This window comes from Blastococcus sp. LR1 (assembly GCF_020166105.1).
Classification (GTDB): domain Bacteria; phylum Actinomycetota; class Actinomycetes; order Mycobacteriales; family Geodermatophilaceae; genus Blastococcus.
The window spans coordinates 543,666-563,419 of record NZ_JAIUJY010000003.1; the positions used below are offsets into that span (position 1 = coordinate 543,666).

Below are 19,754 nucleotides of genomic sequence, written 5' to 3' on the forward strand. Positions count from 1 at the left end.
GATCGTGGACCGACGGATCTTCGGCATCGAGACCGAGTACGGCGTCACGTGCACCTTCAAGGGGCAGCGTCGGCTCTCCCCGGACGAGGTCGCGCGCTACCTGTTCCGCCGGGTGGTGTCCTGGGGCCGCAGCTCCAACGTCTTCCTGCGCAACGGCTCCCGGCTGTACCTCGACGTCGGCAGCCACCCCGAGTACGCCACCGCCGAGTGCGACGACGTGAACGAGCTCGTCGTCCACGACAAGGCGGGGGAGCGGATCCTCGAGGGCCTGGTCGTCGACGCCGAGCAGCGCCTGGCCGAGGAAGGCGTCGTCGGCGACATCTACCTGTTCAAGAACAACACCGACTCCGCCGGCAACAGCTACGGCTGCCACGAGAACTACCTCGTCGGCCGGCACGGCGAGTTCAGCCGCCTCGCGGACGTGCTGATCCCGTTCCTGGTCAGCAGGCAGATCGTCGTCGGCGCGGGGAAGGTGCTGCAGACCCCGCGCGGGGCGATCTTCTGCGTCAGCCAGCGGGCCGAGCACATCTGGGAGGGCGTCTCCAGCGCCACCACCCGCAGCCGGCCGATCATCAACACCCGCGACGAGCCGCACGCCGACGCCGAGAAGTACCGGCGCCTGCACGTCATCGTCGGCGACTCGAACATGAACGAGACGACGACGCTGCTCAAGGTCACGATGACCGACCTGGTGCTGCGCATGATCGAGGCCGGCGTCCCGATCCGGGACATGACGCTGGAGAACCCGATCCGGGCGATCCGCGAGATCAGCCACGACATGACCGGCCGGCGCAAGGTGCGGCTGTCCAACGGCAAGGAGATGTCGGCCCTGGAGATCCAGGCCGAGTACCACGCCCGCGCGTCGGAGTTCCTCGACCGCGAGGGCATGGGGGAGACCCACCGCCGGATGCTCGAGCTGTGGGGCCGGGTGCTCAAGGCCGTCGACACCGAGGACATCGGCCTGATCGACCGCGAGATCGACTGGGCCACCAAGTTCAGCCTGCTCGAGCGCTACCGGGCCAAGCGCGACCTGTCGCTGAGCTCCCCGCGGATCGCCCAGATGGACCTCGCGTACCACGACATCAGCCGCACCCGCGGGCTCTACTACCTGCTGGAGCGCAACGGTCAGGTCGACCGGGTCACGCACGAGCCCCGGGTGTTCGAGGCGAAGAACGTGCCGCCGCAGACCACCCGCGCCAAGCTCCGCGGCGAGTTCATCCGCACCGCCCAGGAGAAGCGCCGCGACTTCACCGTCGACTGGGTGCACCTCAAGCTCAACGACCAGGCCCAGCGCACCGTGCTGTGCAAGGACCCGTTCAAGGCCGTCGACGAGCGGGTGGAGAAGTTGATCGCCAGCATGTGACCCTCCGGGGCACACTGCGCCGGTGGACGACGACCGCGCGCGACGACTGCTCTCCGGGCCGCGTGGTCGGCGGTTCGTCGCCGAAATCCTCGACGACCCGCTGTTCGTCCATCCCGAGCGCACGGTCGACTGGCGGGCCGAGGTGCGGCGCCGGGTGGCGGCCACCGACCTGGAGGCCGCGGTCCAGGAGGGCCGACTGGCCACTGCGGTGACCGAGGCGGTCGACCGGTCCGCCTACTGGCAGGAGCCGGACGACGTCGACACGGTGCTCGCCGACGACGAGGTCGCCGGCGAACTCCTCCCGCTGGCGGTGGCGGCCGCCGACGCGCCGGCGACCCGGTGGTGGACCGAGCCCCTACGACGCCCGCGCGCAGCACGTCGTCGCCTGGCCCGATTCCGACGGCGTGCTCGCGACACCTCGGCTCTTCCGCAGGCGGCCCGGCCTCAGCGCGTGGCGGGAGGAGACGCTGGAGGACGAGCGACGAGCCTCCCGGGAGCTCCCAGTGGATCCCCGGGCGAACTGGGGCGGCCCCTGGTGGTCGTTGCCGCACCTCTCCGGCCTGGTCGTCACCGGGCCGCTGCCGGAGGCGCTGAGCTGGGTCGAGGACGGCTTCGGCTGGGAGAGCGGCCGATCCTGGCCGGCCGAGCCGCCGCCGGGAGCCCGGGTCCTGGAGGTCACCGACCCGGCCGGCTGGGTGGACCTGGTCGAGCGCTTCCCGCTCGTCGTCACCGCGTCCCGGCGGCACGAGTGGTGGCGGGTCACCGGCTGGAACCGGGGGTGGGCGATCCCGGACCGGCTGGGACCCAGGCACCACCTGGTGGCTGACCGACGTCGTCCCCGGTCCTGGGGCGCCGACCGACTGGCGACGTACCGACGACCGGTGGGATCCGGTCGGCTGAGCGGTCAGGCGGAGGGCTCGTCCGGCGAGGCGTCGGCCGGCGCGGTCTCGGTGCCGGTCTCGTCGCCCACGGCGTCCTCCAGAACCGGCACCTGAAGCGCGGCGTACCGACCGGCCGCAGCGGCCGCCAGGAAGTAGGCGCGCTCCTCCTCGAGTCCGCGCCCCATCGTGCGCAGCGGCACGGGGGAGAGGCCGAGCGCGACGTCCAGCCCGTCGGTGTCCACCCAGACGACGACGTTGCGCTCCGGCTGGCTTGCCAGGTCCTCGCCCACCTGCCCGCCGAGCTCGGAGGAGAGCCCGCGCGGCGCGACCAGCGCCACGCCGCCCAGCGCGACCCGGCCGAACGCCGTCAGCGAGTGGTGGGAGACGCCGCGGTGACGCGGGCGGGGATCGGCGTCGGAGATCCGCAGCGCACCCACCGGCAGCCCGCCCAGCACGGAGATCGCGTTGCAGGCCTCGCCCGCGGCGACCCCCGAGAAGCCCCACGGCGTTCCGGTGCCGAGGTTGCCCGGGCCCTGGGTGACGATCGCGAGATCCGCGCCCAGCACGTGCTTGGCGGCCAGCAGCCCGGTGTGCAGCGTGACGGCCTCGAGGTCGCCGCCGTAGGCCTGGCCCACGGTCACCACGCCGGCGAGCGACGACTTCAGCGCCGTCACCGTCCGGGAGAACGCTGCGGGCAGTGCTCCACCGTCGGTCATGACGTAGGCGACCTTGAGGTCGGGGTCGGTGGCCAGCATCCCGATGAGGATCGCGGGCAGCGCCGAGTGCAGGTCGGCGACGACGACCGGCATGCTGGCCAGGTCCTCGGCGGCGGCGATCGTCTCGTGGTGCTCGGTCTCCTGCTCGTCCACGCCCTGCACGAGCACCTGCAGCGGCGTGTACCGCGCCTTCACCAGGTGCCCCGGCCCCTCCGGGTCCGCGGGCAGCCGGTCGGGGACGGCGACGACGATCGCGTAGCCGCCGGTGCCGAGGCCCCTTGCCAGCGCCGTCGTGTTCAGCAGCACCTCGTCGCCGACCTCGGGGACGCCGACCAGCGAGGGGTAGGCCAGCGCGGAGAGCTCGCCGTCACCGTCGACCTCCACGGTCAGCTCCAGCGCGTCGCGCCACGAACGCCCGATTGCGGTCACCTTCCCGCGTCGCCAGCGGATGCGGGAGACGGGCGCGGCGGCGGGAGAACTGCTCATACCGGCAGGCTAACGAGCGTCCCGCCGCGCGGCCGGGCGACAGGCCCCCTGCAGGGGCCCGCGGCGAGCATGCGAGTGGCGGGGGGCAGGGGGTCCTTCCTCTAGCCTGTGGGACATGGCGGCCAAGCGTGCGGAGCGACTGGTCAACCTGGTCATCGCGCTGCTCAGCACCCGGCAGTTCGTCACCGCCGCGCGCATCCGCGCCACCGTTCCCGGATACGAGGCCGACGACGGCAGCGACCGCGCCGACGAGGCGTTCAAGCGGATGTTCGAGCGCGACAAGGCCGACCTCCGCGAGATGGGCGTGCCGCTGGAGACCGGCCGCACCAGCGTCTTCGACACCGAGGACGGCTACCGCATCGCGCGGGCCGACTACGAGCTCCCCGAGATCCATCTCACCGGCGAGGAGGCGGCCGCCGTCGGCCTGGCGCTGCGCCTCTGGGAGTCCGCGCAGCTGGCCGGCGCGGCGCAGAGCGCCCTGGTGAAGCTCAAGGCCGCCGGGGTCGACGTCGACACCAACCGGTCGCTGCCCATCCAGCCGCGCCTGGACCGCGGTGAGGCGGCGTTCGAGCCCTGCTACGCCGCCGCCCGCGACCGCCGGCTCCTGCAGTTCGACTACCGCCGTCCCGACGAGGACGCCGCCGTCCGCCGGCACGTCCAGCCGTGGGGCGTCGTCGCCTGGCACGGCCGCTGGTACCTCGTGGGCCACGACCTCGACCGCAAGGCCGACCGGGTCTTCCGGCTGTCGCGGGTCGTCGGCACGCCCAAGGCCACCGGGCCCGCCGACGCCTTCACCCCGCCCGCCGACCTCGACCTCACCTCCGTCGTCGCCGGGCAGGTCGGGGGAGAGGAGCACCTCGTGGTGGTCCGGGCCCGCCCCGGCACCGCCGTCGGGCTGCGCCGCAGGGCCACCTCGCTGGGCCCCGCCGACGACGGCGACGACCGGCTGGAGCTGCGCACAACCGAGCCGTGGGCGCTGGCCGACGAGCTGACCGCCTACGGCGCGGACGTCGTCGTCGAGGGACCGACGGAGATGCGGAACGCGGTCGTCGAGCGGCTCACCCGCCTCGCCGCGATGGGGGAGACCGCGTGAGCACCACCGACCGGATGACCCGGCTGCTGGCCCTCGTCCCGTACCTGTCGGCCCGGCCCGGCGGCGTCCCGCTGTCGGAGGCGGCGCGGGACTTCGGCGTCACCGAGCGCCAGGTGCGCAGCGACCTCGAGCTGCTGTGGATGTGCGGGCTGCCCGGCTACGGCCCCGGCGACCTGATCGACGTCTCGTTCGAGGCCGACCGCGTCACGGTCACCTTCAGCGCCGGCATGGTGCGGCCGCTGCGCCTGACGACCGACGAGGCCGTGGCGCTGGTCGTGGCCCTGCGCACGCTGCTGGAGCTGCCCGGGCTGGCCGAGCGGGATGCCGTGAGCCGGGCCCTGGCCAAGGTCTCGGCGGCCACCGGCGACGCCGCCGAGCGGGCCACCCCGGTCGCGGTGAGCGTCGATGCCCGCGAGGAGACCCTGACCGTCGTCCGGTCGGCGCTCGAGCAGGGCCGCGCGCTGCACCTGCACTACTACGTGCCGACCCGCGACGAGCGCACCGAGCGGACCGTCGACCCGATGCAGCTGCTGCTGGTCGACGGCCGCTGGTACCTGGAGGCCTGGTGCCGCCGGGCCGAGGGCGTGCGGCTGTTCCGGCTGGACCGGGTGGACGACGTCGGAGTCCTGGACGAGCCCGCCGCCGCGCCGGCGGAAGCGACCACCCGGAACCTCGACGACGGCGTCTACCGGCCCGACGGGGGCGCGCCCGCCGTCCGGTTGCGGCTGGCCCGCGCCGCGCGCTGGGTCGCCGACTACTACCCGGTCGAGGACGTCGTCCCGGTCGAGGAGCCCCACGGCGGCCTCGCCGTCACCGTGCGCACCGCCGACCTCGCCTGGGCGCGGCGGCTGGTGGCGACCCTGGGCGGCAACGCCGTCGTCGACGAGCCGGCCGAGCTCGGCGCGCAGGTCGCGGCGGAGGCCCGGGAGGCGCTGCGCCGCTACGGCGTCCAGGCCCCGTCGGCCGACGGCTAGGGTCGGTCCCGTGGTGCTCTGGATCGCTCTCGCCGTGGCCGTCGTCGCGCTCGTCGCCCTCGCCGTGCTCGTGCACGGCGTCCTCGGTGGCCTCGGTCGGCTGCGCCGCGAGCTGGACGCAGGTGCGCGGGACCTGCGCCCGGTTCTCGAGCAGGTGCAGACCACCGTCGCCGTCGCCGAGCAGACCAAGGCGGACAGGCAGGCCCGCGCGAACGATTGGTGAACACCGGTCGGCGAACCGATCGACGGTCAGGAACCGAATCCCTTCCGGCGTAGCATCGTCGAAAGTCTCGACATCTGGAGGACGTGCCATGGGTTCCCTGGGCCCGCTGGAGATCGGCCTGATCATCCTGGCCATCCTGCTGCTCTTCGGTTACAAGAAGCTGCCGGACGCCTCGCGCTCCCTCGGCCGCTCGCTCCGCATCTTCAAGGGCGAGATGAAGGGCATGAAGGACGACGACTCCGTGGGCGGGGGACTCCGCACCAAGGACGCCGCCAAGACGAGCTCGCCGCTCCGCGGTGACGTGCTGCCGCCCGCGACGACGACGTCGGCGTCAGGTGACCTGAGCGCCGAGCTGCACGCCGAGGCCCGCGAGGCCGAGCTGCGCGCCGCCGAGCTGCGGGCCCGGGCCGAGCAGGCGCGCTCGGCCGACGGCTCCCGCTGACCCACCCCGTACCCGGCAGGACGGCGGTGAGCGAGGCGACCCGGGGCGGACGGCGGCGGCGCGCTCCGCGCGATCCGCAGGCGACGATGACCCTCGTCTCCCACCTCGCGGAGCTGCGCAACCGCATCGGCAAGGCGCTGCTGTTCCTCTTCATCGGGACCGCCGTCTCCTTCTGGTGGTACGAGCACGGGCTCGGCGACTTCATCCGGGCGCCGTACTGCAACCTCGAGCCCGACCTCCGCTACGGCGACTCCGACACCGGGTGCGGCCTGCTGATCCTGGACGTCTTCGGCGGCGTGTTCATTCGCCTCAAGGTGTCGCTGCTGGCCGGGGCGGTGCTGTCCGCGCCCTTCTGGCTCTACCAGCTGTGGGCCTTCATCACCCCGGGGCTGAAGCGCAACGAGAAGCGCTACGGCGTCGCGTTCGTCCTCGTCTCCACCACGCTGTTCGTCCTCGGCGCCGTGCTCGCCTACGTCTCGCTGTCCAAGGGCCTGGAGCTGCTGCTCTCCCTGGCCGGCGACGGCGTGGTCGTGGCGCTCACCGCGCCGGACTACATCGGTTTCCTGCTCTCGCTGCTGATCGCCTTCGGGGTCAGCTTCGAGGTCCCGCTCATCGCCGTCGCGCTCAACCTCGTCGGAGTGCTCAGCCACGAGGTGCTGGCCAAGGGCCGGCGCTGGATCTTCTTCCTCACCATCGTCTTCGCCGCGTTCGTCACGCCGACGCAGGACCCGTTCACCATGCTGCTCATGGCCGGGCCGATGATCGTGCTCTTCGAGATCGCCATCCAGGTGACCCGGCTCGTCGACCGCCGCCGGGCCCGCCGCGAGGCCGTGGAGTCCTTCCACGAGGTCGACGACGACGCGGCGTCCCCGCTGGACGCGGCCCCCTCCCCGCTGGACGTGCAGCCCTCCGCGCTGGACGCGCCGGCGGACTCCCCGACGTCGCGCCGCGGCTGACCGGGTGGACGTCGCCGTCCTCGTCAGCCCCGCCGCCGGACGCGGACGGGCGCGGTCGCGCTCCGACGCCGTCGTGGCAGCTCTCCGGGAGGCCGGGCTGACGCCGCACGTGCTGCCCGCGACGACCGGCGCGGAGGCCGAGGCGCAAGCTGCCGCGGCGGTCGCGGGAGGCACCGCCGCCGTCGTCGCGGTCGGTGGGGACGGGACGGCGCACGCGGCGCTCCAGGCGGTCGCGGGCACGGACGTCCCGCTGGCGGTCGTCCCGGCCGGAACGGGCAACGACCTGGCACTGGCGCTCGGTCTGCCCGCCGACCCCGTCGCGGCGGCCCGGGCGGCGGCGGCGGACCTCCTCGCCGGGCGCAGCGGGGCGATCGATGCCGGCCGCACCGACGGGCGCTGGTGGGCGACGGTGCTCTGCTGCGGCTTCGACTCCGCCGTCACCGACCGCGCCAACCGGCTGCGGTGGCCGCGCGGACGGCGCCGGTACGACGTCGCCGTCCTGGTCGAGCTGGCGCGGCTGCGCCCCTACGAGGTGACGCTCACGCTGGACGGCGAGAGCCGGACGCTGGCCGCGACGATGATCGCCGTGGGCAACACGCCCTGGTACGGCGGCGGCATGAAGATCTGCCCGGAGGCCGACCTCGCCGACGGGCTGCTCGACGTCACCGTGGTGGCGGCCGGCTCGCGGCTGGAGCTGATCCGCGCGAAGCCGCGACTGGCCGATGGCACCCACGTCGACCACCCGTCGGTGTCGGTGCACCGGGCGGCGCGGGTCGAGCTCGCCTGCGAGGGCGTCACGACCTACGCCGACGGCGAGCCGGTGGCGGTCCTGCCGGCGGTGACGGATTGCGTCCCCGGCGCCGTGCGCGTCGTCGGCGCCTCCGACGTCCCTTGTTGATCAGCAGACCTGATCGTTGAGCGTCCTGGCTCACCACCGGTGCTGAGCCAGGACGCCTGATGATCAGCTCTCCTGATCATCAGCGGCCGCCGAGTCAGGGTCGGTTCGAACGCCTAACGTGGAGGCATGTCCAGCCCCGCTGAGCGGTACGCCGCTGCCCGGAGGCGGACCTCCCACCCGACCCTGGCCGACTTCACCGCCGAACTGGGCTTCTCGCTGGACCCGTTCCAGGTCGAGGCCTGCGAGGCGCTGGAGCGCGGCTCCGGGGTGCTGGTCTGCGCGCCGACCGGCGCCGGCAAGACCGTGGTGGGCGAGTTCGCCGTGCACAAGGCGCTCGCCGAGGGGCGGAAGGCGTTCTACACGACGCCGATCAAGGCGCTGTCGAACCAGAAGTACAACGACCTGGTCGAGCGGTACGGCGCCGACCGGGTCGGGCTGCTGACCGGCGACAACGCCGTCAACGGCGACGCCCCGGTGGTCGTGATGACCACCGAGGTGCTGCGCAACATGCTCTACGCCGAGTCCCCGGCGATCCGCGGGCTCGGCTACGTGGTCATGGACGAGGTGCACTACCTCGCCGACCGCTTCCGCGGCGCCGTCTGGGAGGAGGTGATCATCCACCTCCCGCAGTCGGTCACCCTCGTCTCGCTGTCGGCCACCGTCAGCAACGCCGAGGAGTTCGGCGACTGGCTGGTCACCGTCCGGGGCGACACCGAGGTGGTGGTCAGCGAGGTCCGCCCCATTCCGCTCTGGCAGCACATGCTGGTCAGCAACCGGGTCTTCGACCTGTTCTCCCTGCGCCCGGCCGCCCACGCCGGCGAGCACGAGGAGACGCCGCGCGGCCTCTCCACCCGTGAGCGCGGCGCCTCGGTGGTCGACCCTGAGCTGGTGCGCTTCGTCCGCGAGCACGAACGGCGGATCGAGGGCTGGGGGAGCGGCAAGCGCGGGGAGAGCTGGCACAAGCCTCGCTTCCGGCCGCCGCCGCGCTCCGACGTCATCGAGAGGCTGGACAAGGCCGGGCTGCTCCCGGCGATCACCTTCGTCTTCAGCCGCAACGGCTGCGACGCCGCCGTCGCCCAGTGCCTGGCGAGCGGGCTGCGGCTGACCGACGAGACCGAGCGCGCCGAGATCGCGCAGATCATCGACGAGCGCACCGGCTCGCTGCCCGAGGAGGACCTGCACGTCCTGGGGTTCTGGGAGTGGCGGGAGAGCCTGCTCGCCGGGCTGGCCGCCCACCACGCGGGCCTCGTCCCCGCGTTCAAGGAGACGGTCGAGGAGTGCTTCGTCCGCGGACTGGTGAAGGCCGTCTTCGCGACCGAGACCCTCGCGCTCGGGATCAACATGCCGGCGCGCACCGTCGTCCTCGAGCGGCTGGTGAAGTGGAACGGCGAGGCGCACGTCGACGTCACGCCGGGGGAGTACACCCAGCTGACCGGTCGGGCCGGGCGCCGTGGCATCGACGTCGAGGGGCACGCCGTCGTCGTCTGGGCGCCGGGCATGGACCCGTCGGTCGTCGCCGGGCTCGCCAGCACCCGCACCTATCCGCTGAAGTCGTCGTTCCGGCCGAGCTACAACATGGCCGTCAACCTGGTCAGCTCGTTCGGCCGGGCCCGCGCCCGGGAGCTGCTGGCGAGCTCCTTCGCCCAGTTCCAGGCCGACCGCTCCGTCGTCGGCCTGGCCCGGGCCGCTGCCAAGCACGAGCGGGACGCCGAGCAGCTGGCCGCCGAGATGAGCACCGACCGCGGTGACGTCGCCGGCTACGCGCGGCTGCGCAGGGACATCTCCGACCGGGAGAAGGAGCTGTCCCGCGACTCCCAGGCCAAGCGCCGGATGGAGGCCGCCGACACCCTCGCCGCCCTGCGCCCCGGTGACGTCATCCGGGTGCCCACGGGCCGTCGCCAGGGCCTCGCCGTGGTGCTGGATCCCGGCGTCTCCGACCTGGACGACCCCCGCCCGCTGGTGCTCACCGAGGACAAGTGGGCCGGCCGGCTGGGCTCGGGGGACTTCCCGACGCCGGTGGAGGCGCTGGCCCGGGTGCGGGTGCCGAAGAACTTCAACCACCGCAGCCCGCACGCCCGTCGCGACCTCGCCTCGACGCTGCGGAGCGCCCGGGTGGAGAACGACCTGGGCGCGCGCCGGGTCAAGAAGGGCCGGTCCGCCGCCGCCGACGACCCGGTGCTCGCCGACCTCCGCCAGGCGCTGCGCAACCACCCCGTGCACCAGCTGCCCGATCGCGAGGAGCGGGTCCGCGCCGCTGAGCGGTGGCTGCGCGCGCTGCACGAGGCCGAGTCGCTGCACCGGAAGATGACCGACCGCACCGGCTCGCTCGCCCGCCAGTTCGACGCCACCTGCGACGTCCTCGAGGAGCTCGGCTACCTGGTGCCGGAGGTGCCCGACATCGAGGGAGCGGCCGAGGGCGAGGCCCGGGTCACCGACGACGGACGCCGGCTGGCCCGGGTCTGGTCCGAGGCCGACCTGCTGGTCGCGGAGTCGCTGCGGGCCGGCGTCTGGCGCGGGCTCAACGCCTCCGAGCTGGCCGCCGCGGTGTCGACGCTGGTGTTCGAGGCGCGCCGGGACACGCCCAGCCTGCCCGCCGTCCCGGCGGGCAAGGTGGCGGCCGCGATCGGCATGATGCGCGGCATCCGCTCCCGGCTGCAGGACGTCGAGCTGCACCACGGCGTGCGGGCCACCCGCGACTTGGACCTCGGCTTCGCGTGGGCCGCCTACCGCTGGGCCGACGGGCAGAGCCTGGACCGCGTGCTCGCCGGCGCCGAGCAGGCGGGCACGGAGCTCTCCGGCGGAGACTTCGTCCGCTGGACCCGACAGCTGATCGACCTCCTCGACCAGCTGGGCAAGGTCGCCGACGACGCCGTGGCGCGCACCGCGCGGAGCGCCGTGGAGCGGATCCGGCGCGGCGTCGTGGCAGTCGCCGTCGGCGGCTGACCAGCGGTTCGCTGCACGCCGCCGAGGCTCCGGGTGGGGCAGAATTCCCCGCGTGACGAACCCGCCGAACGACGGCGAACCGCGAGGCGCGCGACCCGAGGGCGAGCCCCCCGCGGGCGACCGCCCGCAGCAGCCCTGGTCGCCCCCGGGCACGCCGCAGCCACCGTGGGGCGGTCCGCCCCAGGGGTACGGGCAGCAGCCGCCGTTCGGGCCGCCCGGGTACGGACAGCAGCCGTACGGACAGCAGCCCTTCGGACAGCCGGCGCCGCAGTTCGGTGGCCAGCAGCCGCAGCACGGCGTCCCCGGCTACGGGGTGCCGGGATACGGCCAGCCCCAGTACGGCCCGCCCCCCTACGGCCAGCCCCCCTACGGCCAGCCCCCGTACGGCCAGCCCCCCTACGGCCAGCCCCCGTACGGCCAGCCCCCGTACGGCCAGCCCCCGTACGGGCCGCCCCAGCCGGCACCTCGGAAGCGACGGGGACGGCTCGTCGCGCTCCTCCTGCTCGCCGCCGTCCTGCTCGTGGGCGGGGTGGCGATGGCGACGACCACCGGGTCCACGGTGCTGTCCCGCAGCGCCGTGGAACGCGACGTGGCCAGGCAGTTCGAGGAGCGCGAGGGCGTCGCCGTCGACCTGGACTGCGCCGAGGAGATGACCGTCACCGACGGCGCCACCTACGAGTGCGCGGGCGTGACCGCCGACGACGAGCAGGTCACCCTCCAGATCCGGATCACCGACGCGGAGGAGGCCCGCTACACGTGGACGGAGTAGTGACCACCGTGCCCCGCCGGCCTCGCACGGGGGTTCTCTGGGCGCTCGCCGCGGTCCTGTTCGGCGGGGTCGTCGGGTGTTCGCTGCTGGTCCAGAGCCTGGAGGTGGACCCCCTGGACCCCGAGGTCGTCGAGCGCGACATCGCTGCCGAGTACGAGGAGCGGCGGAACGTCGCCCTGGACCTCGACTGTCCGCGGGACATGCCTGTCGCTTCCGGGGAGGGCTACTCCTGCCGCGGCGTCACGGCCGAGGGCGAGCAGATCAGCGTGTGGATCCAGATCGACGACCGGCTGGACGGCTCCTACACCTGGGGCGAGTAGCAAGCGGCGTCAGCGTGAAGGCCATCCCAGCACCGCGCCCAGGCGGCTGACCGAGTTCTGCAGCCCGTGCTGCTCGGCGAGGGCGGCGAGGGCGTCCGGGTCGGCGGGGGAGCGGGGGAGCGTCCCCTCGACGGCCGGCATGTCGATGTCCCGGGCGACGGCGACCACCACCGGCGCGGCGTCCAGGTAGTCCGCGGCAGCGTGCATCTTCTTCAGCACCGCCGCGGTCAGCGGCGGCTTCGGCACGACGGTGCGCTCCACGGCCGCCCGGATCCCGGCCAGGTCGCCGAACTCGTTGATCAGCGCCGCAGCGGTCTTGGCGCCCACCCCGGAGACGCCGGGCAGCCCGTCGCTCGGGTCGCCGCGCAGGACGGCGAAGTCCGCGTAGGAGCGGCCCGGGATGCCGTACTTCTCGGCGACGGCGGCCTCGTCGACGAAGTCGAGGTCGGAGATGCCGCGGGCCGTGTAGAGGATCCGCACGCCCCGGGCGTCGTCGACCAGCTGGAACAGGTCGCGGTCGCCGGTGACGACGTCGACCGGCCCGCGGGCGCGGGTGGCCAGCGTGCCGATGACGTCGTCGGCCTCGTAGCCGGGCGCCCCGACCCGGGCGATACCGGCCGCGGCGAGCACGTCGACCAGGATCGGCACCTGCGGCCCGAGCTCGTCGGGCACCTCCTCGCCGCCCTCCTGCGCCACCCGGTGCGCCTTGTAGGACGGCAGCGCCTCCGTGCGGAACGCCGGACGCCAGTCGTCGTCCCAGCAGGCGACGAACCGGTCGGGCCCGTGCGTGGCGATCAGCCGCGCGGACATGTCGAGGAAGCCGCGGACGGCGTTGATCGGCCGGCCGTCCGGAGTGGTGACGCTGGTGGGCACACCGTAGAAGGCCCGGAAGTAGAGGCTGGCCGCGTCCAGGAGCATCGTCGTCACGACGGCGGACGCTAGCCGCCCCGGCACGCGCGCGGGGAACGCCGGGGTCGCTGGCTACCCTTTCGACGTGGCAACCCAGAGCGACTCCGCCGGCCCGCTGGTCACCATCGAGCGCGTGCACGCCGCGCGGGCGATCGCCGCGGAGACCGGCGTCGACCTCCTCGTCGTCACCCCGGGCGCCGATCTGCGCTACCTCTGCGGATACGACGCACACGCCATGGAGCGGCTGACCGCCCTCGCGGTGCCGCGGACCGGTGAGCCGTTCCTCGTGGTGCCGCGGCTGGAGGCGCCGATGGTCGACGCCAGCCCCGCCGGTGCGCTCGGCCTGGAACTGCTGGCCTGGGACGAGACCGACGACGCGTTCTCCGTGCTCGCCGCCGCCGCCACCGCCCGGCTCGGCTCGGCTCCCACCCGCGTGGGCGTGGGCTCGCGCACCTGGGCCGAGCACGCCCTCGGTGTGCAGCGGGCGCTGCCGGGCTCCGCGCTGGAACTGGCCAGCCCCGTCATCGACCGCCTGCGCATGGTCAAGACCCCGGCCGAGGTCGAGGAGCTGGCGCTGGCCGGCGCAGCCATCGACCGGGTGCACGCCCGCATGGGGGAGTGGCTGCGGGTCGGGCGCACCGAGGCCGAGGTGGGCGCCGACATCGCCGCCGCGATCCTCGCCGACGGCCACGTCGGCGTGGACTTCACGATCGTCGGCTCCGGCCCCAACGGCGCGAGCCCGCACCACGAGCTCTCCGGCCGCACGGTGGAGGCCGGTGACGTCGTCGTCGTCGACATCGGCGGCGAGACGGCGACGGGCTACCGGTCGGACTGCACCCGCACCTACGTGGTCGGCGGCTCGGCCGACCCCGAGGTCACCGAGTGGTACGACGTGCTGCACGCCGCCCAGCTGGCGGCCACCGCCGCGGTCCGGCCCGGGGTCACCTGCGAGCAGATCGACGCCGCCGCGCGCCAGGTCATCGACGACGCCGGCTGGGGCGAGTACTTCATCCACCGCACCGGCCACGGGATCGGCCTGGACACCCACGAGGCGCCGTACATGGTGGCCGGAAACGACCTGCCGCTCGAGCCGGGCATGGCGTTCTCCGTCGAGCCGGGCATCTACCTTCCTGGCCGCGTGGGCGCCCGCATCGAGGACATCGTGGTCTGCACCGACGACGGAGTCCGTGTTCTCAACAACGGCCCGCGGGAGCTCGTCGAACTCCCCGGCTAAGGCTCGCGGGCGCACGACGTGCGCCCGCACTGGACATCCGTTCGAACGTGTGTTCGGATCGGTGCCATGCGGTGGGACGCCCAACGGCTGGATGTCGACGACGGCTCGCTGCCCGGCATGCCGAGCATCCGCGGCCTGCTGCGCAGCGTGCAGGTGCCGGAGTTCCCGGGGCTGACGTTCCACGAGGTGCGGGCGCGCAGTGCCCTCAACGCCGTGCCCGGCGACTCGTCGATGCCATTTCCGTACACGATCAACACTCTCCGTGGCTGCTCGCATGCATGCCGCTACTGCTTCGCCCGGCGCACGCACGAGTGGCTCGAATTCGACTCCGGCCGCGACTTCGACACCCAGGTGGTGGTGAAGACCAACCTGGTCGACGTGCTACGCAAGGAGCTCGCCCGCCCGTCGTGGACCCGGGAGCACGTCGCCCTGGGCACCAACACCGACCCGTACCAGCGGGCCGAGGGGCGCTACAAGCTCATGCCCGGCGTGATCCGGGCTCTGGCCGACTCCGGCACGCCGTTCTCGATCCTCACCAAGGGCACGCTGCTGCGCCGCGACGTGCCGCTGCTGGTGGAGGCGGCGCAGCAGGTGCCATTGGGCCTGGGCGTATCCATGGCCATCTGGGACGACGACCTGCACGCCGCGCTCGAGCCCGGTGTGCCGTCACCGCGGGCCCGGCTGGACCTGGTCCGCTCGCTGACCGATGCGGGCCTGCCGTGCGGCGTCTTCCTCGCCCCCGTCCTGCCGGGCCTGACCGACGACGAGGAGAGCCTGGACGCGGCCATCGGCGCGATCGCGACGGCCGGCGCGACGGGCATCACCGTCATCCCGTTGCACCTGCGGCCCGGGGCCCGCGAGTGGTTCATGGCCTGGCTCCGGCAGGCGCGCCCCGAACTCGTGCCGCGCTACGAGCGGATGTACGCCCGGCGGGCCTACGTCTCCGCCGAGTACCGCACCTGGCTGTCCGCGCGGGTGGCTCCGCTGCTCGCGCGGCACGGGCTCGACCGGCAGTCCGGCGGCGCCGCCCGTCAGGTCGACGGAGCCGTGGCGACGGGCGTTCCCGGCGACGAGGAGGTCGGCTTCCCCGAGGGCAGCCTTCCCACGGCCGGCCTGCCGACCGGGGGCCTGCCCGGCGTGCGACCGCCGTGGGAGACGCCGTCACCGGTACCCACGGAGGAGCCGGCCGCGGAGCAGCTGACCCTGCTGTGACCGCCGGCGGTCAGCTCGCGAGCCGCGCGGCGCGAGCGGTCGACCGGTGCACCGTGCGTGCGGCCCGCACGACGCCTCGCGCCGACACCGGGGGAGCCCCCGCTGCCAGGGCCAGCCGCCGGTAGGAGTCGTAGGAGAGGCCCCGGTATGCCGTGGCCAGTTCCTCGACCGCCTCGCGGCGGGACGGGGCGACCGTCGCCCGGAGGTGCCGCACGGTGTTCCGGGCGTGCTTGGTGAAGGTGGTCTGCAGCGCCTGGGTGGAGAGCCGGCCGCCGATCCGCGAGTCCAGCCCCGGGCCTCGGCGCAGGGCCGGCAACACCCACGGGCTCGCGGCCAGCGCGGGGAAGCGGTTCCGGGATGCCTCCCAGGCGTGCCACGCCGTCAGGGCGCCGGGCACCGACCACTCGCCGTCGTCGGTCGAGATGAGCAGCCGCCGGGCCGTGACGCGCACCTGCTCGCGCCGCAGCGAGCGGAACGCCGAGACCGGCGCCGGCCACCCCAGCGCCAGCGCGCACCACGCGACCGAGCGGAGGTGCTCCGGGTCCTCGCCGCGCAGCTGCGTCAGCGGCCGGAGGTCCAGCTGCTGCGGATCGGGCTCCGGCGTCGGTGCGATCGGCAGCGCGAGGCCGCCGTAACGGGCGACCTTGCTGTACAGCGCGACAGTGGCCGGCTTCCAGTCCCGCGCCCGGGCGAGGGCGTCCAGCCCCTGAGCGGCCAGGTCGTCGGGGCCGAGATCGAGTTCGAGCGCGGCATCGATCAGCCGACGCCACTGCGGCTCGTAGCCGCGCGGCACGGCGATCCGCCCCCATGCCGTGGGCGGGGGAGGTGCGGGCATGTCGGGCAGCGGCTGCTGCCACGCACGGGACATGAACGAATACTACCGTTATCCCCAACAACAGTACGACTTCTGGTTGTCGTCACCTGCCGAGAGCAAGGTCACGGCACCCTGCGGGCGCCGCATCACCAACGTGGAGAGGGACGAGCCGCCCAGGAGCCCGTTCGACGGCTGCCCAGCACCCGGGATAGACGGCCGTCACAGTGCCCATGGGGGTGACGCCGTCCGCCAGGGCCCTGCTTCCGGGCTCCGGAGTCTCGATCATGGAGCGGTGAGAACCGTGGGCGTCGAGGAAGAGCTGCTGGTCGTGGACGCGACCGGCAACCCTGTGCCCAAGGGGCCCGAGGCTTTGGCCGTGGCCGCCCGCGACGGTGAGGGCGAGGACGTCGAGCAGCACGACCGGGCGGAGCGCGGCGCCGCGCAGACCCCGGAGACCGCGCACCTCATGCCCGAGCTCAAGGCCCAGCAGCTCGAACTGGGCACTCCGGTCTGCAGCACCCTCGACGAGGTCCGCCGCGAGCTGCGGCACTGGAGGGGCCGCGCGGACGCCGCGGCCTCGGCCGTAGGCGCCCGGGTGGCGGCGCTCGCCACCTCGCCCGTGGCCGTCGAGCCGGTGCCCACCGAGGGGGAGCGGTACGAGCGGCTGAACGAGGCCTTCGGCCTGACGGCCTGGGACGTGCTGACCTGCGGATGCCACGTGCACGTCTCGGTCGAGGACGACGAGGAGGGCGTGGCGGTGCTCAACCGCATCCGGGTCTGGCTGCCGGTCCTCACCGCGATGACCGCCAACTCCCCGTTCTGGCGCGGGCGCGACACCGCATATTCGAGCTTCCGGTCGCAGGTGTGGCACCGCTGGCCCTCGGCCGGCCCCAACGGCCCCTTCACCGGCGCCGCGGACTACCACCGGCTCGTCGACGAGGTGCTGGCCACCGAGACCGTCCTGGACACCGGGATGGTCTACTTCGACGCCCGGATCTCGGCGAAGTGGCCGACGGTCGAGGTCCGCACCGCGGACGTGGCGCTGCGCGTCGAGGACGCCGTCACGCTGGCCGGCCTGGTCCGCGGGCTGGTGGAGACCGCCGCCCGCGACGCGCGCGCCGGGAGGGCGGTGCCCGAGATGCGTCCCGAGGTCCTGCGCCTGGCCGGCTGGCGGGCCGGGCGGTCGGGGCTGACCGGCGATCTGGTCCACCCGCTCACCGGTCGGCCCGCGCCTGCCGCCGACGTGCTCGCCGACCTGGTCGACTCCGTCCGCCCGGCCCTGGCCGACGCCGGCGACGAGCAGACGGTCGCCGACGGCGTGCAGAACCTCCTGCGTCGCGGCACCGGAGCGGACCTGCAGCGCCGGGTGCACCAGGAGACGGGCGACCTCACCGCCGTGGTGCGCGCTGCGGTGGCGGTCACGAACGGCGAGGACGCCGCCCGGGCGACCGTTGGGGCCACGGGCTAGATTCCCGCGCATGGACACGGTGAGCTGGCGTGACGTGGTCCGTCCGAAGCTGTTCGGTGCCGCACCGGACCCGAGGGACAGGCCGTACCGGTCGATCATCCGGATCGCCCTCGTCGTGTTCCACCTGTTCCGCTTCCGGTTCGACGTCCGCGGCTCCGAGCACGTGCCGGCCACCGGCGGCGCGATCATCTGCAGCAACCACGTCAGCTACTTCGACTTCACCTTCCTGGGCCTGGGCGCGCTCCCGCAGCAGCGGCTGGTGCGGTTCATGGCGAAGAAGGCCGTGTTCGACAACAAGGTCGCCGGGCCCGCCATGCGAGCCATGAAGCACATCCCGGTCGACCGGAGGGCCGGCTCCTCCGCGTTCGAGGCCGCGGTCCGCGCGCTCAAGGACGGCGAGGTCGTCGGCATCTTCCCCGAGGCCACGATCAGCACCAGCTTCACCGTCAAGGACCTCAAGGCCGGCGCCGCGCGCATGGCCATCGACTCCGGCGTCCCGATCATCCCCGCCGCGGTGTGGGGCGGGCACCGGGTGGCGACCCGTGGCCACAAGGTGGAGCTGCGCCGCGGCGTCCCCGTGACCGTCGTCCTCGGCGAGCCGATCGTGCCCGCGCCGGGGGAGCAGGTCTCGGCGCTCATGCAGCGCACCCGGGTCGCCATGGAGGCGCTCCTCGACGAGGCGCAGCGCAGCTACCCCGACCAGCCGGCCGGCGACGACGACCGCTGGTGGCTCCCCGCGCACCTGGGCGGCACCGCTCCCACACCGGCCGAGGCCGCGTCGGCCGCCGCCATCCGGGCCGCCGGCAAGGAGGTCAAGGCGCCGAAGAAGTCGCCGCTGGCCAGGCTCACCGGCCGTCTGCGCCGCCGCTGACCGGTCAGTCGACGACGACGGGGGCCATCAGGCGGAACGCCTCGAGCTCCACCTCGTACCAGTGCCGCACCCGGCCGAGCGGGACCATGCCCAGCCGGCGGCACACCGCCAGTGACCGGTCGTTGCCCGGGCGGACGACGGCGTAGACCTCGGGCAGCCCGAGCCCGAACGCGCGGTTGATCACCGCACGGGCGGCCTCCGTGGCGTAGCCGTGACCCCACGAGTCCGGGTGCAGGTGCCAGCCGACCTCGACCTCGCCGACGCCGCGGGGGAGCGGCTTGAGCAGCAGCGTGCCCGCTGGGAGCCCGTCCGGGCGCTCGACCGCCCAGCAGCCATAGCAGGCGTCCGCTTCGTGGACGGCGTGCCAGCGGCCCACGAGCTCCGCCATCGACACCGTCGGCGGGCCGCCGAGCCAGGAGGTGACCTCCTCGCGGCCGTACAGGTCATCGAGCCGGGCGAGGTCGTCGGGGGCGGTGGTCCACGGCCGCAGGCGCAGCCGCTCGGTGCACAGCAGCTCACCTCCGCGACCCATCGCCGATGGCTACCGCCGCGCCGGCCCGACAAACATCAGGCGCGGCCGTGCCTCAGGAGGACGACGCCGTTGCCGAAGCTGCGGGTCTCCAGCAGCCGCAGCGAGGTGTGCCGGTCCACGGGAGGGAACGCCGGTCGGCCGCGGCCGATCAGCACCGGGTGGACGAAGGTGCGGTACTCGTCGACGAGGTCGTGCTCGGCGAAGGCGGCCGCCAGGATCGCGCCGCCGACGACCACCGGCCCGGAGAGCCCGGCCACCCGCGTCCGGATCTCCTCGGGGACCACCTCCCGCACCAGCTCCGCGTTCGGCCCCACCCGCTCGAGGGTCCGGGAGAAGACCACCTTGGGGGTGTCCCGCCAGATGGGGGCGAACTCCCGCTGACTCGCGGGGGCGTCGGCATCCTCGTCCGCGGTCGGCCAGTAGTTCTCCATCAGCTCGTAGACGACCCGGCCCTCGAAGAAGGCGGCCGACCGGCTCAGCTCCGCGTTCATGTACCGGTGCAGCTCGTCGTCGATCACCGACCAGTCCAGCCCGCCGTCGGGATCGGACATGAAGCCGTCGAGCGATACGCCCATGTGAACCACCACGCTGCCCATGGGGCGAAGGATGCCGCCCGACGGGCTGGGAGGGAACGGGGGAAGGCGCCGTGG

At 73.9% G+C, this 19,754-nt stretch carries 20 protein-coding genes; 15 read left to right on the forward strand and 5 right to left on the reverse strand.

Translation table 11 applies throughout. From position 1 onward, the window contains the following. Positions 1–4: 4 nt before the first annotated feature. Both pafA and LBW97_RS11330 read left to right on the forward strand, forming a co-directional pair. Entirely contained in the window at positions 5–1,363 is a 1,359-nt protein-coding gene (gene pafA, locus LBW97_RS11325; RefSeq protein ID WP_224499476.1) for a Pup--protein ligase, read from the forward strand. A gap of 503 nt (positions 1,364–1,866) precedes the next feature. Further along, the gene (locus LBW97_RS11330) at positions 1,867–2,358 is read left to right on the forward strand and encodes a hypothetical protein (RefSeq protein WP_224499477.1); all 492 of its coding nucleotides are present in this window, start codon (positions 1,867–1,869) and stop codon (positions 2,356–2,358) included. Here LBW97_RS11330 and LBW97_RS11335 read toward each other — a convergent pair. Then, the gene (locus tag LBW97_RS11335) at positions 2,268–3,446 is read right to left on the reverse strand and encodes a DUF3866 family protein (protein ID WP_224499478.1); all 1,179 of its coding nucleotides are present in this window, start codon (positions 3,444–3,446) and stop codon (positions 2,268–2,270) included. The genes LBW97_RS11330 and LBW97_RS11335 overlap by 91 nt on opposite strands. A 115-nt stretch (positions 3,447–3,561) precedes the next feature. On the opposite strand from LBW97_RS11335, the gene LBW97_RS11340 reads away from it, so the two are divergent. The 9 genes from LBW97_RS11340 to LBW97_RS11380 all read left to right on the forward strand — a co-directional run bounded on the left by LBW97_RS11340 (position 3,562) and on the right by LBW97_RS11380 (position 12,064). Further along, positions 3,562–4,539 carry a YafY family protein gene (locus tag LBW97_RS11340; RefSeq protein WP_224499479.1) on the forward strand — a complete coding sequence of 326 codons (978 nt, stop codon included), beginning with the start codon at positions 3,562–3,564 and terminating at the stop codon, positions 4,537–4,539. Continuing rightward, positions 4,536–5,513, forward strand: coding sequence for a YafY family protein (locus LBW97_RS11345; RefSeq protein ID WP_224499480.1), 978 nt, complete (start codon positions 4,536–4,538; stop codon positions 5,511–5,513). Before LBW97_RS11340 ends, LBW97_RS11345 begins: the two co-directional genes overlap by 4 nt. Before the next feature lie 10 nt (positions 5,514–5,523). Next, positions 5,524–5,736: a hypothetical protein gene (locus LBW97_RS11350; RefSeq protein ID WP_224499481.1), complete on the forward strand. Its 213-nt coding sequence runs from the start codon at positions 5,524–5,526 to the stop codon at positions 5,734–5,736. A gap of 88 nt (positions 5,737–5,824) precedes the next feature. Continuing rightward, positions 5,825–6,178, forward strand: a complete 354-nt coding sequence (gene tatA / locus LBW97_RS11355) for a Sec-independent protein translocase subunit TatA (RefSeq protein ID WP_224499482.1) — start codon at positions 5,825–5,827, stop codon at positions 6,176–6,178. Positions 6,179–6,204: 26 nt separating this feature from the next. After that, positions 6,205–7,134 (forward strand): twin-arginine translocase subunit TatC, encoded by a 930-nt coding sequence (tatC, locus tag LBW97_RS11360; protein ID WP_224499483.1) that lies wholly within the window; start codon positions 6,205–6,207, stop codon positions 7,132–7,134. 4 nt (positions 7,135–7,138) lie between these two features. After that, positions 7,139–8,032, forward strand: coding sequence for a diacylglycerol kinase family protein (locus LBW97_RS11365; protein ID WP_224499484.1), 894 nt, complete (start codon positions 7,139–7,141; stop codon positions 8,030–8,032). A gap of 126 nt (positions 8,033–8,158) precedes the next feature. Further along, entirely contained in the window at positions 8,159–10,975 is a 2,817-nt protein-coding gene (locus tag LBW97_RS11370) for an RNA helicase (RefSeq protein WP_224499485.1), read from the forward strand. A gap of 52 nt (positions 10,976–11,027) precedes the next feature. Then, a complete protein-coding gene (locus LBW97_RS20460) occupies positions 11,028–11,744 on the forward strand; it encodes a DUF4333 domain-containing protein (RefSeq protein WP_224499486.1) in 717 nt (238 codons plus the stop codon). Continuing rightward, complete coding sequence (locus LBW97_RS11380) at positions 11,744–12,064, forward strand: DUF4333 domain-containing protein (RefSeq protein ID WP_224499487.1); 321 nt, start codon at positions 11,744–11,746, stop codon at positions 12,062–12,064. Before LBW97_RS20460 ends, LBW97_RS11380 begins: the two co-directional genes overlap by 1 nt. Positions 12,065–12,073: 9 nt before the next feature. Here LBW97_RS11380 and LBW97_RS11385 read toward each other — a convergent pair whose 3' ends face one another. Beyond that, positions 12,074–12,982, reverse strand: coding sequence for a 5'-3' exonuclease (locus LBW97_RS11385; protein ID WP_224499582.1), 909 nt, complete (start codon positions 12,980–12,982; stop codon positions 12,074–12,076). A gap of 76 nt (positions 12,983–13,058) precedes the next feature. Here LBW97_RS11385 and LBW97_RS11390 point away from each other — a divergent pair, with 76 nt between their 5' ends. Next, positions 13,059–14,207, forward strand: coding sequence for a Xaa-Pro peptidase family protein (locus LBW97_RS11390; protein WP_224499488.1), 1,149 nt, complete (start codon positions 13,059–13,061; stop codon positions 14,205–14,207). Positions 14,208–14,273: 66 nt separating this feature from the next. Then, complete coding sequence (locus LBW97_RS11395) at positions 14,274–15,419, forward strand: Rv2578c family radical SAM protein (protein WP_224499489.1); 1,146 nt, start codon at positions 14,274–14,276, stop codon at positions 15,417–15,419. A gap of 10 nt (positions 15,420–15,429) precedes the next feature. Here LBW97_RS11395 and LBW97_RS11400 read toward each other — a convergent pair whose 3' ends face one another. Beyond that, positions 15,430–16,287, reverse strand: coding sequence for a hypothetical protein (locus LBW97_RS11400; RefSeq protein ID WP_224499490.1), 858 nt, complete (start codon positions 16,285–16,287; stop codon positions 15,430–15,432). 238 nt (positions 16,288–16,525) lie between these two features. Between LBW97_RS11400 and LBW97_RS11405 the strand changes: the two genes are divergently transcribed. Both LBW97_RS11405 and LBW97_RS11410 read left to right on the forward strand, forming a co-directional pair. Beyond that, positions 16,526–17,701 carry a glutamate--cysteine ligase gene (locus LBW97_RS11405; RefSeq protein WP_224499491.1) on the forward strand — a complete coding sequence of 392 codons (1,176 nt, stop codon included), beginning with the start codon at positions 16,526–16,528 and terminating at the stop codon, positions 17,699–17,701. Between the two features lie 10 nt (positions 17,702–17,711). After that, positions 17,712–18,572, forward strand: a complete 861-nt coding sequence (locus LBW97_RS11410; RefSeq protein WP_224499492.1) for a 1-acyl-sn-glycerol-3-phosphate acyltransferase — start codon at positions 17,712–17,714, stop codon at positions 18,570–18,572. A 4-nt stretch (positions 18,573–18,576) separates the two neighbouring features. Here the strand turns inward: LBW97_RS11410 and LBW97_RS11415 are convergent, their stop codons facing one another. Together LBW97_RS11415 and LBW97_RS11420 are read right to left on the reverse strand one after the other, a co-directional pair. Continuing rightward, on the reverse strand, positions 18,577–19,104 hold the full coding sequence (locus LBW97_RS11415; RefSeq protein ID WP_224499493.1) for a GNAT family N-acetyltransferase: 528 nt from the start codon (positions 19,102–19,104) through the stop codon (positions 18,577–18,579). Between the two features lie 35 nt (positions 19,105–19,139). Continuing rightward, positions 19,140–19,679: a dihydrofolate reductase family protein gene (locus LBW97_RS11420; RefSeq protein WP_255600763.1), complete on the reverse strand. Its 540-nt coding sequence runs from the start codon at positions 19,677–19,679 to the stop codon at positions 19,140–19,142. Positions 19,680–19,754 lie beyond the last annotated feature (75 nt).

Coding starts and splice junctions, on each gene's coding strand:
- LBW97_RS11335 (WP_224499478.1), bottom strand. CDS start 3,446: ATGAGCAGTTCTCCCGCCGCCGCGCCCGTCTCCCGCATCCGCTGGCGA.
- LBW97_RS11340 (WP_224499479.1), top strand. CDS start 3,562: ATGGCGGCCAAGCGTGCGGAGCGACTGGTCAACCTGGTCATCGCGCTG.
- tatA (WP_224499482.1), top strand. CDS start 5,825: ATGGGTTCCCTGGGCCCGCTGGAGATCGGCCTGATCATCCTGGCCATC.
- LBW97_RS11370 (WP_224499485.1), top strand. CDS start 8,159: ATGTCCAGCCCCGCTGAGCGGTACGCCGCTGCCCGGAGGCGGACCTCC.
- LBW97_RS11385 (WP_224499582.1), bottom strand. CDS start 12,982: ATGCTCCTGGACGCGGCCAGCCTCTACTTCCGGGCCTTCTACGGTGTG.
- LBW97_RS11395 (WP_224499489.1), top strand. CDS start 14,274: ATGCGGTGGGACGCCCAACGGCTGGATGTCGACGACGGCTCGCTGCCC.
- LBW97_RS11400 (WP_224499490.1), bottom strand. CDS start 16,287: ATGTCCCGTGCGTGGCAGCAGCCGCTGCCCGACATGCCCGCACCTCCC.
- LBW97_RS11410 (WP_224499492.1), top strand. CDS start 17,712: ATGGACACGGTGAGCTGGCGTGACGTGGTCCGTCCGAAGCTGTTCGGT.
- LBW97_RS11415 (WP_224499493.1), bottom strand. CDS start 19,104: ATGGGTCGCGGAGGTGAGCTGCTGTGCACCGAGCGGCTGCGCCTGCGG.
- LBW97_RS11420 (WP_255600763.1), bottom strand. CDS start 19,679: ATGGGCGTATCGCTCGACGGCTTCATGTCCGATCCCGACGGCGGGCTG.